Raw genomic sequence first — 14,280 nt, 5'->3', positions numbered from 1 at the left:
TAAGGCAATGCAGGTTGTCTGTGGGTAGCTGCCTGGGCGGCAGGCGACACACGTTGTCCGCCGCGACGTCCTCCTCCTGTGAAGCGCTTGGGGATGCCTGCCCGAAGTGGCTACTTTCGGGGGAGAGAAGCCCGATCCGGTCAGGCGATCCCCAAGCCATACCGATACCCCTGCCCGCCGCCGCCGAAGCGGCGGTTCCGGTTCCAGCCATTGCTGCGCGTACGCGGAACCTTCTTCGCTACGCGATGCTGCCGAAACCGCAAGGCATTCAGTATACGGTATACGAATGCTTATAACAGGTTGCCGCGCTGTGCATCAACGCACATTTATCCGGCTTGGGCGGGGCGAGCCCGGCGGCTACAGGTGGGGGCCGCCGGGCTCGCTCGGCGCCGACAGAGACATGCCCTGTTCCCAAGGCAACGCTTGGGATCGAGTGGTTCATCGGCGTGGCCGCGACGGCCGCTCTGATGGGGAAGCAGTTGGCGAACTAAGCCGCTATTTTCGTTGTCCTTTGGCCGCGCGTCTCGGGCCGGGGTCTCCGCCGTCCGCTCGCCCAGTCCGCGGCTTGCCCGGCTGTCCAGGCCGGAAAAGACAACAACCGGCCGGGCATCCAGTGCGAGGCTTCTCGCTCAGCGCTGCGGCGTCGCTTCGATGTAGTCCTTGCCGTCGGCCGGCAAATGAAAGTCGGCGCCTTGCTCGACCACCCAGCCCAGACCGTTCTTGGCTTCCAGGCTGTAGCTGCCCATCGGCGTGTCGAAGCTGCCCAGTACGTAGTCGTCGACCATGGTCTGGCTGATCGAGAATTTGCTCATGGTCGAATTGAAGTCTTCGAACATGCCCGACCAGCGCACGATGTCGCCGTTGACTTCGACGTTGTCGATCACGCCGTGCAGGGTCAGTCCGAGGCTCGGGACGTAGACTTCGATATCGTCGCCGACGCCCTTGGACTCGAGTACATAGGCGTCGTAGGCGACGAACTGGCGACCGTCGCCCATCTGGCGCGGCGTCGGTTTCAGGGCGCCGGCGGCGACCTTGGCCGGATCGACCAGCTGCAGGAGGTCCTTGCGCGCACGCGCGCTCTGCAGGCGTGCGCGGTCCAGCGAGAACGTAGCGCTGCGGCGGGCGACGAAGGCCTCTATGCCGTCGGTTCCGGAGCGGGTGGTAACGGCGACGGGCGATGCATTCGGTCGGTAGGCGGGGTCCTGCAGCAGGTTGCCCGTGGCGCCGGGGGCGGTCCGGTAGTACACCAGCAGGCCGACAGTGGCGGCGCCGGTCAGGACGAGTCCGAGAATCAGGGCCCGGTTTCGCGAGAGAGGTATGTCGGGATGTCCTTGCGGGGGAGAGATCCGCCGGCGGGCGAGACCCGCCGGCGGACCGGCGGTCAATAGAACTCGGAAACCAGTTGGGAGCGCTCGTTCATCGCCCGCACCGAGTCGGTGACGTTGGCGATGCCCATCGGCAGGCCTGTCGCGACTTCGGTGTCGGTCGTGTAGAGGTTTGGATTGGAGTAGTAGGGGATCGCGTTGCCGCCCATGATGTCGGAGATCAGGCTGTAGCCCTTGGCGTACGGCGCCGAGCCGCCGCTGGCGTCGTCGCCGTGGTTCAGGCCCATGTTGTGGCCGAACTCATGGCGCATCACGGTGGTGCCGCAGCCCAGCGAGCCCGAGCCGATCATGTTGTCGCGGCTCGCGTTGACCCAGGCCAGGCCGCAGCCTTCCTCGGTGCCCTCGTAATAGACCGCATCGGCGGCCAGTTGCGTGCGGGTCGAGCTGACCACCGAGTCCTTGAGCGCGACGTTGAGGATGTCGCCGAGCGTGGTGGCCTGGAACTGCCGCTTGATCATGCCGACCGCCTTGACGTAGAAGTTGACCCGGGAGTTCTCCAGCGCTTCATTGGTCAGCCGCAGCCCTTCCCACAGCCGCATCTGCGCTGCGGTCTCGCCGAGTTGCGCGGCCGCTTCCTCGCTGTAGATCAACAGCATGGTGATCAGGCGGGTGTCGAGCGACCACGCGCCGGCCGCGGTGCGGACGAAGCGCAAGGTCTCGCCGCGACGGACCGGAACCGTGCCGAAGGTGGTGTTCTGGCCGGTGACGTTGAAATCCCAGCTTGCGTCGCTCTTGACCACGACGCGGTCGCCCGGGGTCGCGTTGACCGGCAGCTTCACCGTGGCGGCCCAGTTGCCGTCCGCAGCCGAGTAGCGCGCGTTCGGCGACGTCATATCGGGCAGTTGCGATCCGCCCGGGCCGTTCGCGGTATAGGCCGGAGTCGGGCTGGACTGCAGCACCCAGCGAGCGCGTTCCTTGATGTAGATGAAGTCGTAACGGGAACCGGTGACCAGCTTCATCGTCGCAGCCGCATCCACGTTCTGGCCGGAGATGGTCGCGGTCCAGCTGGCATCGGAGACGATGCTCACCCGGTCGCGGTCGCCGGCGCTGGCGGGCAGACGGAGCTCGGAAACCCAGTTGCCGTCGGCGAGCTTGACCTGGGTGTTGGGCACCACCGGCGTCGGGATCTGCGTGCCGATCTTGCCGGCGTCGAAAGCTTGCGTCGGCGCTTTGACGCTGACCCAGCGCTGCAGCGCCGTGCGGTACAGAAAAGCGTACTGGTCGCCGGTGCGCAGGTTGAAGCTGCTGGCGTACTGGATGTTCTGCGGATTGATGCGGCTGTTCCAAGTGGCCGAGGACGAGACCACGATCAGGCTGTTGTCCGGAGCGCTGGAGGGCAGGGTGACCGACTGTGCCCAATCGCCGTCGGCGAGGTTGAAGCGCAGCACGCGGGCGTTCGGATAGCTGGCGATGGCGCCGCTGCCGCCGTTGCCGTTCGGGCTCAGCGAGGGGCCGACCAGGCTCCATTGCCGTTGGACGGCCCGGTAGACGAACGACAGGCTATCGCCGGCCCGGATCGGCATCGAACTCAGCGGATAGTCGGTGTTGCCGGTCGCCAACTGGCTGTCGTAGCCCGCGGTGGAATGGATCGCGACGGTGTAGCCGTCGCCGGCGGCGTTGGACAGGGTCAGCTTGGGCGCCCAGTCGCCGTTCTTGAGATAGAAATCGATCTGGGCGTAGTTGCCCGGGATGTCGCCGCCGCCGACCTGATTGGGACTGAGGTCGGTGGCGGCGGCGGGGGCAGACAGCGAGGCGAGCAGGGGAATCAAACAGGCGATCGTCGGCTTCATGAAGAAATCCTGTGTCGGTGCCGACCGCGGCAGGAGCGGCCCGAGTCGATGGACATATGGCGGCGAGGCCACCGCAGTCGCAGAACCTTCCTGGTCGCTGCGACCGCCCTGCCGGAGATTCTTGCCGCAATAAACGTGCCAGCAGGCACGTTTGACCGTCATCAACGACTTGAATGGACAACAACTAAAGAAGGCACACTTTCTATGGTTCGTATGCGACACCACTGAGTCAATCTCTGTCCTGGTGCGTCCTAATCACACTTATGCCGAAGCCTGATTCATGAACTGAGTCCATCGATCAGTCGTCCTTATCGATGTCCTCTCGAGGAAGGAAGTGCGATGGCGGATGTTCATTGCGGGCGTGGATGCGGTGTCGCTGTTGAATTCTTGTTCCATGGCGATGCGAATCGAAATCGGACGCGATTCCCTACGAGTCTGGACCGGATTAAGCTGGTTCAAGATGCAAAAATATCCGGCTAGCCAACCTGCGCGGCTTTGGAAATTGAATGATGGACGGCTCAAGTGGCTGACCGGCACCCATGGCCTTCGTCCGGTCGTCGCAGCCCGGAAATCGGTCCGCTTGAGCGCTTCGCAGAGGCGGCAATTGATCGAACGTTTTGCTCCTGGCGTACCGGTCTACCGGCAGCGATTCCAGCCCGTGTGCAACCTGGCCACAGCGGAAAAGTTCTGCCGCGTCCTGCGGGCCTGCTGCGTCTTCGAAGAGCAGTGGCGAAGGCCGTTCGACGCGGGCGCGGGATGCGACCAAACCACGTTTGGCGGTATTTGTCATGGCAAAACCGGTTGGGTGCCGCCGACAGGGTGATCGCGTTCGGCACCGTCAAGCGCAACGCTCAAATCAAGGTCATGCCGATCGCTGCGCACGATCGCGACAGCGTGATGCAGCAGATCGAGGCGCACACCCGCGAAGGGTCGATGTAGTACATCGGCTGCAGGCAGGCGTGCGCCACGCTGAGGCTACGAGGCGGCCATGCGATGATCCGCAATGAGAAGGGTAAGCCGGTCGGACGCGACCACATCGCCGGCATCGAAGGGTTTTGGAGCTATGCCAAGAGCTGGCCGGCCGGTACTGCGGGTGCCCCGCTAATTCCTGCTCTTGTATTGGGTGAAGTCTGCTATCGCTACAACCACCGGGCCCGAAGGCTTGCAAGCTTTGCTGGATAAGGCTTCCCGGGCCATCGGCCTTGTCTGGATCATTTCACTTTTGGCCCAGAAACGTTAGGAACTATCCAGCTGGCGGCGCCTTTGCAGGCCCGATCGCCATGGATGGGAGCGCCGTCAAATCAAGGGTGTGATTGCGTCTGCGGTTCCGTTCGCGGGCTGTAAGCGCCTGTGCATCGCCAATGCGCGTCGCGTTTCGGCGAGGCGTGGGACGCTAGGGTCCGCGCCGCGGTTGCCGGTCCGTGGCGCCGTGCGGGAGTGCGCCGGCGCGAGGCCTCGGGTCGTGTCGGGCCGGTGCCCGTGCAGCCGCGGGCGAATCGCATCCTATCCGCTCTCTCGAGGCTTCCCATGCATTCGCAATTCCGCAGGTCCGCACCGCCTTCGCTCCGTCTCGCCGCCATCCTCGCCGGCGCGCTCGCCCTGATCGGCGGGCCGCGACTGCATGCGGCCGAAGCCGCCAACGTGGTGGTCGATTTCACCGCGCATCGCCAGCCGACCTCGGCGTATTCGCTGGGTTCGACGGTGTCGACCTTCGCCGACGGCGGCAGCAATCTGATCAAGGGCCCGAACCAGGCGCTGTGGCAGCGCTACCTGGGCGAGCTCGGCCCGTTGGTCTGGCGCATTCCGCTGTACCACCACGACGGCCAGGTCGGTTCCGCCGCCGGCGGCGTGCACGGCGGCAACGAAGGCGAAGCCTATGTGCGCGCGATCAAGAGCATCGGCGGCATTCCGATGATCGCCGTCGGCGGCAGCAGCAACGACAACGACATCCGCGCCGGCGACGCCGCGGCGCTGGTGCGCTACTTCAACGACAACGGCGGCAGCCATGGCGGTCCGGTCGACGACTACATCATCGGCAACGAACCCGACAACGGCTTCGGCATGGACCCCTACATCCACGGCGGCAACGGTAGCGACGGCTTCCACGCCATCGCCGTGGCGATGCGCGGCGCCAGTGCGCGGCCGCTGTCGATCGCCGGCCCGTCGCTGGTGACCTGGGCCGACTACAAGTTCGGCGATTTCCGCAAGTTCTTCGCCGCTCGCCATGCCGACGTCGACGTGGTCGACTTCCACAAGTACGGCGACGGCGAGCGCGTCGACAATCTGCGCCGCACCGGCCAGTACGCCGACGCGATCGCCTGGCTGCGCCAGGAGATCGATGCGAGTTTCGGCGACCGCGCGAGCGGCATCGCGATCCAGGTCGGCGAGTTCAACTACAACTCCTGGTACGACGGCAGTTGGCGCGATGCGTTCTACACTTCGCGCAATCTGGTGCATACCGCATCGGTGATCGGCCACGTGCTCAATGCCGGCGGCAGCGCCTACCAATACGCCGACAACAACGGACCGCTCGGCCTGATCACCGACGGCACCGATCGCAACGATCAGCCGCAGGGGCAGCACGTGCGGTTGCCGGCCTATTGGGGCTTGAGCGTATGGACCGGCGGCACCTGGTCGCGCCGTTACGGCTCGACCATGGTCGCCGCGACCAGTGCGATTCCGGAGCTGGAAGTGTTCGCCACCGACGACCGCAAGAAGATCGTGTTGGTCAATAAGTCGGCCTCGCTCGACCGGCGCGTGGTGATGGATCTGCGCGGGCAGGCCAGCGGGGTCTACTCGGCCTGGCGCCACGGCCGCGGCATGAATCCGGCCGATTTCGCCGCCGGCGCCCAGTTCCGCGCGCCGACCCGGATCGCCAACGCGGTCGCGTTCGCGCAGGGACGGGTGGTGGTGCAGGTGCCGTGGATGAGCGTGGTGGTGGTGACGGTGGATTGAGGCCGTGGCGGGCAGGCCGCCCTCCCGGGAGGGCGGCCCCATCCGGGGGCGGGCCGGCGGCGACGGCATGGCCGCTGTATCGTATACGGCGCTTTCATGCTTGTATTACGTCTTGAATTCCTGTCCGGCCTTCCCGGGGGCGATCGGCGCCGACCGCGACGGGATGCGCGCTCCATCACGCAACGAATGCGCCGGCGGCACGGCGATCAAGCTGTAGGAGACCTAATCGCCTGCCCGGCCCGCCGCGGCCGAGGGCCGGATAGGCATTACAATCCGGCACTCGTTCGGATCCGCCAGGCTCGCTGAACAGCCCGCAGCGGCGAGCGCTGGGGCGCGGCCAGGTTGGCGGATCTTACGTCGATCAAATAAAGGAGTGTCCTGAGTGCCTACTTGGCTTGTGACCGGCGGTGCCGGCTTTATTGGCGGTAACTTCGTTCTCGATGCGGTGCGAAAGGGCATCAAGGTCGTCAACCTCGACGCCCTGACCTACGCGGGCAACCTCGACACCCTCGGCAGCCTGGAAGGCAACCCGAACCACGTCTTCGTCCAGGGCGACATCGGCGATGCGGCCCTGGTCAAGCGCCTGCTGGCCGAGCACCGCCCCGACGCGGTGATCAATTTCGCCGCCGAAAGCCACGTCGACCGCTCGATCGATGGCCCGGCCGCGTTCGTCCACACCAACGTGGTCGGCACCCTGAGCCTGCTGGAGCAGGTGCGCGATTACTGGAAGCAGCTCGACGCGCCGGCGCGCGACGGCTTCCGCTTCCTGCACGTGTCCACCGACGAGGTCTACGGCAGCCTGGGCGAGACCGGCAAGTTCACCGAGACCACGCCGTACGCGCCGAATTCGCCGTACTCGGCCTCCAAGGCCGCGTCCGACCACCTGGTGCGCGCTTTCCACCACACCTACGGCCTGCCGGTCCTGACCACCAACTGCTCGAACAATTACGGGCCGTATCAGTTCCCGGAAAAGCTCATCCCGCTGATCATCGCCAAGGCCCTGGCCGGCGAGCCGTTGCCGGTGTACGGCGACGGCCTCAACGTGCGCGACTGGTTGTTCGTCGGCGACCACTGCTCGGCGATCGCGCGAGTGCTGGAGGCCGGCCGCATCGGCGAGACCTACAACGTCGGCGGCGACGCCGAACGCGCCAACATCGTCGTGGTCAAGACCATCTGCGCGCTGCTCGACCAGCGCCGGCCGCTGGCCGACGGCCGCGCGCGCGAGTCGCTGATCACCTACGTGACCGACCGGCCGGGCCACGATCGCCGCTACGCCATCGACGCCTCCAAGCTCAAGAGCGAGCTGGACTGGGCGCCGACCCTGACCTTCGAACAGGGCATCGCCCGCACCGTCGATTGGTACCTGGACAACCAGGCCTGGGTGCAGCGAGTGCTCGACGGCAGCTACCGCCTGGAACGCATCGGTCAGGCCTGAGGACGCGCGCATGAACCGCAAGGGCATCATTCTCGCCGGCGGCTCCGGCACCCGGCTGTATCCGATCACCCAGGGCATCAGCAAGCAGCTGCTGCCGGTGTACGACAAGCCGATGATCTACTACCCGCTCAGCGTGCTGATGCTGGCGGGCATCCGCGAAGTGCTGATCATCAACACCCCGCACGAGCAGGCGCTGTTCAAGAACCTGCTGGGCGACGGTTCGCAATGGGGCATGAAGATCGAGTACGCGGTGCAGCCGAGCCCGGACGGCCTGGCCCAGGCCTATCTGATCGGCGAGGATTTCGTCGCCGGCCAGCCCAGCTGCCTGGTGCTCGGCGACAACATCTTCCATGGCCCCGGCCTGACCGCGATGCTCAAGCGCGCCGACCAGCGCGAGCGCGGCGCGACCGTGTTCGGCTATTGGGTCAGCGATCCGGAGCGCTACGGCGTGGCCGAGTTCGACCGCGAAGGGCAGGTGATCGGCCTGGAAGAGAAGCCGGCCAAGCCGCGCTCCAACTATGCGGTCACCGGCCTGTACTTCTACGACGGCCGCGCCAGCGAATTCGCCGCCGGGCTCAAGCCGTCGGCGCGCGGCGAGCTGGAGATCACCGACCTCAACCGGATCTACCTGGAAGAGGGCTCGCTGCATCTGGAGCGGTTCGGCCGCGGCTATGCCTGGCTCGACACCGGTACCCATCAATCGCTGCTGGAAGCGTCCAACTACATCGAAACCATCGAAGCCCGCCAGGGGTTGCGCGTTTGCTGCCCCGAGGAAATCGCCTGGAGCAATGGTTGGATCGATGCCGCCCAATTGGTCGAACTGGCCCGCCCGCTGGCCAAGAACGGCTACGGCCAGTACCTGCTCGGCCTGTCCGAACGCGGCTTCGTACCGTGAGGAAGACCGTTTGAAAGTCATCGAAACCGATCTGCCCGGTTGCGTCGTCATCGAACCGCAAGTGTTCGGCGACGCGCGCGGCTTCTTCTACGAATCGTTCAACCAGGACAAGCTCGCCGCGCACGGCCTGAACCCGCGCTTCGTGCAGGGCAACGTGTCCTCGTCGGCGCGCGGCGTGCTGCGTGGCCTGCATTACCAGTGGCCCAATCCGCAGGGCAAGTACGTCTCGGTGCTTGAAGGCGAAGTCTGGGACGTCGCGGTCGACATCCGCCGCGGCTCGCCGCATTACGGCCGCTGGACCGCGGCGGTCCTCAGCGCCGAGAACAAGCGCCATTTATGGATACCGGAAGGTTTCGCCCACGGCTTTGCCGTGCTCAGCGAGCGTGCGGTGTTCAGCTATCTGTGCACCCACGTCTACGACGCCAAGGCCGATGCCGGCGTGCGTTGGGACGACCCGGACCTGGCGATCGACTGGCCGGTCAGCGAGCCCGGCCTGTCGGCCAAGGACGCGGTCGCGCCGCGGTTGAAGGACATCGCCGAGGACCGCTTGCCGGTGTACGCGCCGTGAGGCTGTTGCTGCTCGGCGGCGACGGCCAGGTCGGCCACGAACTGCGCCGCAGCCTGTCCGCACTGGGCGAGGTGGTGACGACCACGCGCAGCGGACGTCTGGCCGACGACGGGGCGGAGTGCGAAGCCCTGGACCTGGCCCAGGCCGACGCGATCGAACCCCTGCTGCGGCGGGTGCGCCCGGATCACGTGGTCAACGCGACCGCTTATACCGCGGTGGACCGCGCCGAGAGCGAGCGCGAGCTCGCCTTCGCGGTCAATGCGCAGGCGCCGGCGCGGCTGGCGCAGCTGTGCGCGGCGGATGGGATCGGCCTGATCCACTATTCGACCGACTACGTCTTCGACGGCAGCGGCAGCCGGCCTTATCTCGAAACCGATCCGACCGGCCCGATCAGCGCCTATGGCGAGAGCAAGCTGGCCGGCGAGGAGGCGATCCGGGCCAGCGGCGCCGAGCATCTGATCCTGCGCACGGCCTGGGTCTACGCCACCCGCGGCCACAACTTCCTGCGCACCATGCTGCGTCTGGGCGGCGAACGCGAGGAATTGCGCGTGGTCGCCGACCAGCACGGTTCGCCGACCCCGGCCTGGTTGTTGGCCGACGCCGCGGCGCAGGTGTTGCGGCAGGGGCTCAAGCAGTCCGGCGTGCGCCACCTGGTCGCCGGCGGCCAAACCAGTTGGCACGGTTTCGCCGAGGCGATCTTCGAGGAAGCGCAAGCGCGCGGCCTGATCGCGCGCCGGCCGCGGGTCGAGGCGATCGGCACCGCCGACTATCCGACCCCGGCCCGGCGCCCGGCGTATTCGGTGCTGGACAGCGGCCGCCTGCGGGCCGAATACGGCCTGGACGTGCCGCACTGGCGCCAGGCGCTGAGCGCGACGCTGGACCGGCCGGCCGGCTGAGCCCGGCGGCCCCTGCCGCAGCCCGTACACGCGGCTTGGGCCGCGATGTGTGTGCGTTTGTGCGACCGCGGTAGCCCCCCTATGATCGACCCGTCGCGCAGCGACAGCGGCCGCTTCGGCGGCCGCCACGGACGACGTTCATTGGGGGACGGGCAATGAAATTCTGGGGATATTCGCTGCTGCTGGCCGTCGGGCTGGCGCCGCCGCCGGCGGGCGCGAGCGCTGCGGACGGCGTGGACGTGGCTTCGTTCGTCAAGCGCGACGCCTTCGTCGACATCAAGCTTTCGCCGACCGGCGAGTTCTACGCCGCCTCGGTGCCGGCCGAGAACGAAACCATGTTGGTGATCTTCACCCGCGAGGGCATGAAGATGACCGGCGCATTCCGGCTCGGCAAGAACAATCACGTGCACGACTTCCACTGGGTCAGCCCGACCCGGGTGCTGATCGGCATGGCGCAGAAGCTGGGTTCGCGCGACCAGCCGCAGCTGACCGGCGAAATCTACGCGATGAACGCCAACGGCACCGGCATCGACGTGCTGGTCGGCTACCGCGTGCGCGGCGCCGGCGCCGGCACCCGCATCCAGCCGAAGAAGGTCGAGGAAGTCGCCGCCTTCCTGGTCGACGACCTGCCCGGCGACGACAAGAACGTGGTGATCTCGGTGCAGCAGTTCGCCGCCGACGCCTACACCCGCGCCGAGCGCCTGGACGCGTACACCGGTCGCCGCAACCAGATCGCGATCGCACCGGTGCGCAACGCCGACTTCACCACCGACCACCAGGGCGTGGTCCGCTTCGCCCTCGGCTACGGCACCGACAACGTGCGCAAGCTGTTCTACCGCGCCGGCGAAGGCAAGGACTGGCAGTTGCTGCGTTCCGACGCGCAGGGCGAGGGCATCGATCATCCGATCGGCTTCTCCGCCGACGACAGCGTCGCCTACTTCCGCAGCGAGCAGCCGCAGGGCCCGGATGCGATCGTCGCCTTCGACATCGCCAACCAGTCCCGCAAGGAGATTCTGCGCGACGCGGTCGCCGATCCGGATCGGGTGATCTATCGTCGCAACAGCAATACCCCGGTCGGCGTGTTCTTCGCCGACGGCGTGCCGCGCAGCGAATTCTTCGACAAGAATTCGCCGGAGGCCAAGCAGTACCGCAGCCTGGAAGCCGCGTTCAAGGGCGAGGGCGTGCGCATCACCTCCGAGACCGCAGACGGCGGTCTGGCTCTGCTGCGCAGCTGGAGCGACCGCAACCCCGGCGACATTTTCCTGTACGACAACGCCAAGAAGCATGCCGCGCATGTGATCAGCCGCGGCTCCTGGGTCGACCCGGAAAAGATGGCGCCGGTGCGTCCGATCCGGCTCAAAGCCCGCGACGGCCTGGCGCTGTCCGGCCTGTTGACCACGCCCAAGGACAGCAGCGGCAAGTCCCTGCCGATGGTGGTGATGCCGCACGGCGGTCCGTTCGGCATCCAGGACGTGTGGCAGTTCGACAGCGACGCGCAGATGCTGGCCCAGGCCGGCTATGCCGTGCTGCAGCTCAACTACCGCGGCTCCGCAGGCTACGGGCGTGCGTTCCGGCTCGCCGGCCAGCGCCAGTGGGGCGGCGCGATGCAGAACGACCTCACCGATGCGACCCGTTGGGCGATCGAGCAGGGCGTGGCCGATCCGGCCAGGATCTGTCTGTACGGCGCCAGCTACGGCGGCTACGCCTCGCTGATGGGCGTGGCCAAGGAGCCCGCGCTGTACAAGTGCGCGGCCGGTTACGTCGGCGTCTACGACCTGCCGATGATGCACAGCACCGGCGACATCCAGAAGGCCGGTTCGGGCGAAACCTACCTCCGCGAATGGATCGGCTCCAAGGAAGAGACGGCCAAAGTCTCGCCGACCGAACTGGCGCAACAGATCAAGGTGCCGGTGTTCCTGGCCGCGGGCGGCGAAGACCAGCGCGCGCCGATCGCGCACAGCGAGAAGATGGAGAAGGCCTTGCGCGCCGCCGGGGTGCCGGTGGAAACCCTGTACTACAAGACCGAAGGCCACGGCTTCTACGTCGATGAGCACCAGCGCGAGTTCTACACCCGCTTGCTGGCGTTCCTGTCGCGCTCGCTCGGCGGCCGGACGGCGGCGCCTGCGGGGGCCGCCGCGTCGACCGGGGCGAAGTAGAAGGTCAGGAGCGAGCGCGGCGGAGCGAGGCGTTTGCGGAGCCTCCGCCGCCGCGCATGCCCGCCGCTTCTACGCTCATCTTCTCCCTCGTTCGGCCCCGCTCATTTCACGCCATGCATCCAGCGCCGCAGCAGCGGCGCCAGCAGCAGGAAGACGGCGCCGGAGCCGACGCCCAGCCACATCAGCATCGAGAACAGTTCGCCGTACTTGGCGGCGGCCGCGGCCATGTCGATCGCGCCGCCTTCGGGAATCTCGACCGAGGCGATCTTGGCCAACTGCGCGGCCAGCACTTCCGAGAAGGCCGTCGCCAGCCAGAACGCGCCCATCATCAGGCCGACCACGCGCGCGACCGACAGCTGGGTCACCGCCGACAGGCCGATCGGCGACAGGCACATCTCGCCGACCTCGAGAATGAAATACGCCGCGACCAGGTACCACACGCTGGCCATGGCGCCGCCGGCGGCGATATCGGCCGCGGCCACCAGCGGCAGGAACGACAGGCCGGCGAAGACCAGCCCCAGGGCCATGGTCACCGGCTTGCCCGGGCTGCGCCCGCGCCGCGCCAGCCACGGCCACAGCCAGGAGAACAACGGCGCCAGCACGACGATGAAGAACGCGCCCAGGTAGGTCAGCGAGCCGGCGGTCTGCGGCACGAGCACCACGTCGTGCGCGGTCGCCAGAGCCAGGCCGAACACCAGCACGGCCACCAGGATTTTGGCCAGGCCGTCGCGTCCGCGGTCGCTGGCGACCAGGGCGGCGACCATCAGCGGCGGGCTGGCCGCCATCGAGAACAGCGACCATGGCAGGGTCGGCGCGTACTGTCCGACCGCCAGGCCGAACATGTCCTTGGTCATCAGGCGATCGTTGAAGGTCACCCAGGAGCCGTAGGTCTGCTCGTACAGGGTGAAGAAGATCAGCACCGCGAAGATCAGCACCACCAGGGCCAGCATCTGCTGGCGTTCGACCTGGCCGCAATGGCGGGCGATGAAGCCGAAGAACCAGATCAGGAACACCGCCAGCGTCGCCAGCATGATGCCCAGCGCGGCGGTGAAGTCGAGGCTGCCCAGGCGCAGGGTGACCTGCGACGCCAGCTGGATGGTGCCCCACAGCGCCAGCACGCCGGCGGCGCTGCCCAGGTAGATCCAGGCCTCGCGCGACAGGCCGCGGACTGTTTCGCGCAGCCTGGCCGGGTCGGCCGGTTCGGCATGGCCGTGCAGATAGCGCTGGCCCCACAGGAACATCAGCAGGCCGGCGACCATGCCGATGCCGGCGGCGCCGAAGCCGTACTTCCAGCCGTAGGTTTCGCCGAGGAAGGCGCAGATCAAGGCCGAGAACAGCGCGCCGACGTTGATCCCGGCATAGAACAGGGTGAAGCCCGAATCGCGGCGCGGGTCGTTCTCGGCATAGAGCCGGCCGACGATGGTGGAGATGTTCGGCTTGAGGAAGCCGACTCCGGCGATGATCAGCGCCAGCGACAGATAGAACACCTGCAGCGCGGTCTCGTCGCGCACCGCCACGCCGTTCACCATCTTCGCCGCATGGCCCTCGTAGGCCATGCCCAGGTGTCCGAGCACCAGCAGCACGCCGCCCAGCACCACCGCCTTGCGCATGCCCAGATACCGGTCGGCGAGCAGGCCGCCGATCACCGGCACGGCATAGACCAGGCCGCCGTAGGCGCCGATCAGGTCGTAGCCGGCGTCGTCGCCGAACAAGTGGTACTTGAGTAAGTACAACAGCAGCAGCGCCTTCATGCCGTAGAAGGAGAAGCGCTCCCACATCTCGGTGAAGAAGCAGACGTACAGTCCCTTGGGATGGCCGAGGAACTCGTCGGCGCGCGAAGCGGCGGGACCGGGTTGAGAGGAACCGGGCAGGGCGGGGCTGGCGGGCACGTGCGGACGTTCCTCTCGTGGAATCGGACCGGTCCCGGCCGATCCGGGCCGGACCGGGAGGCGCGAGTATAGGCCGGGGCGGCCGGCGCGCCCGTCGCCGCGGCGGACGGCGTCTGTGCCGGGCGGCCCGCCGCGACGGTGCGCGATCGCGCTTTTCCCCGATGAATGCGGAAAAACCCCGCTTTGCCGCGGCGGAGCCGGGGTTTGCGCAATCACGCTTTTTGCCGCACTGCACTTTTACAGGCGCCCGCGGCGGATGCGATCATCGGCGGATTGTGCGGCGCCGCCCGGCGGCGATCCCCACCCGCCCA

Annotated in this window: 11 protein-coding genes; 8 read left to right on the top strand and 3 right to left on the bottom strand. The window is 67.1% G+C overall.

Features of this window, described 5'->3' with window-relative positions:
* Nucleotides 1-629: 629 nt before the first annotated feature.
* Both cpaB and cpaA read right to left on the bottom strand, forming a co-directional pair.
* Complete coding sequence (gene cpaB / locus V2J18_RS15945) at nt 630-1,385, bottom strand: metalloprotease secretion chaperone CpaB (RefSeq protein WP_336132307.1); 756 nt, start codon at nt 1,383-1,385, stop codon at nt 630-632.
* Nucleotides 1,382-3,175 (bottom strand): metalloendopeptidase CpaA, encoded by a 1,794-nt coding sequence (cpaA, locus tag V2J18_RS15940; RefSeq protein WP_336132306.1) that lies wholly within the window; start codon nt 3,173-3,175, stop codon nt 1,382-1,384. The genes cpaB and cpaA overlap by 4 nt, the downstream gene beginning before the upstream one ends.
* Before the next feature lie 346 nt (nt 3,176-3,521).
* On the opposite strand from cpaA, the gene V2J18_RS15935 reads away from it, so the two are divergent.
* The 8 genes from V2J18_RS15935 to V2J18_RS15900 all read left to right on the top strand — a co-directional run bounded on the left by V2J18_RS15935 (nt 3,522) and on the right by V2J18_RS15900 (nt 12,080).
* A complete protein-coding gene (locus tag V2J18_RS15935; RefSeq protein ID WP_336132305.1) occupies nt 3,522-3,998 on the top strand; it encodes a hypothetical protein in 477 nt (158 codons plus the stop codon).
* Nucleotides 3,977-4,114, top strand: a complete 138-nt coding sequence (locus tag V2J18_RS15930; RefSeq protein ID WP_186442535.1) for a hypothetical protein — start codon at nt 3,977-3,979, stop codon at nt 4,112-4,114. The genes V2J18_RS15935 and V2J18_RS15930 overlap by 22 nt, the downstream gene beginning before the upstream one ends.
* A gap of 588 nt (nt 4,115-4,702) precedes the next feature.
* Entirely contained in the window at nt 4,703-6,130 is a 1,428-nt protein-coding gene (locus V2J18_RS15925; protein WP_336132304.1) for a hypothetical protein, read from the top strand.
* Between the two features lie 382 nt (nt 6,131-6,512).
* Nucleotides 6,513-7,565, top strand: coding sequence for a dTDP-glucose 4,6-dehydratase (gene rfbB / locus V2J18_RS15920; RefSeq protein WP_064747110.1), 1,053 nt, complete (start codon nt 6,513-6,515; stop codon nt 7,563-7,565).
* 10 nt (nt 7,566-7,575) lie between these two features.
* Nucleotides 7,576-8,460, top strand: coding sequence for a glucose-1-phosphate thymidylyltransferase RfbA (gene rfbA, locus V2J18_RS15915; RefSeq protein ID WP_064747109.1), 885 nt, complete (start codon nt 7,576-7,578; stop codon nt 8,458-8,460).
* 10 nt (nt 8,461-8,470) lie between these two features.
* Complete coding sequence (rfbC, locus tag V2J18_RS15910; RefSeq protein ID WP_064747108.1) at nt 8,471-9,028, top strand: dTDP-4-dehydrorhamnose 3,5-epimerase; 558 nt, start codon at nt 8,471-8,473, stop codon at nt 9,026-9,028.
* Complete coding sequence (gene rfbD, locus V2J18_RS15905) at nt 9,025-9,924, top strand: dTDP-4-dehydrorhamnose reductase (protein WP_336132303.1); 900 nt, start codon at nt 9,025-9,027, stop codon at nt 9,922-9,924. Before rfbC ends, rfbD begins: the two co-directional genes overlap by 4 nt.
* Nucleotides 9,925-10,079: 155 nt before the next feature.
* Entirely contained in the window at nt 10,080-12,080 is a 2,001-nt protein-coding gene (locus tag V2J18_RS15900) for an alpha/beta hydrolase family protein (protein WP_336132302.1), read from the top strand.
* A gap of 101 nt (nt 12,081-12,181) precedes the next feature.
* On the opposite strand, the gene V2J18_RS15895 is transcribed toward V2J18_RS15900, so the two are convergent.
* Nucleotides 12,182-13,969 (bottom strand): peptide MFS transporter, encoded by a 1,788-nt coding sequence (locus tag V2J18_RS15895; RefSeq protein ID WP_336132301.1) that lies wholly within the window; start codon nt 13,967-13,969, stop codon nt 12,182-12,184.
* Nucleotides 13,970-14,280 lie beyond the last annotated feature (311 nt).

The sequence above is a fragment of the Lysobacter firmicutimachus genome (assembly GCF_037027445.1).
GTDB classification, from domain to species: domain Bacteria; phylum Pseudomonadota; class Gammaproteobacteria; order Xanthomonadales; family Xanthomonadaceae; genus Lysobacter; species Lysobacter firmicutimachus.
The sequence above is the reverse complement of the archived record's forward strand: the minus strand, read 5'-3'. Positions and strand labels throughout refer to the sequence as shown.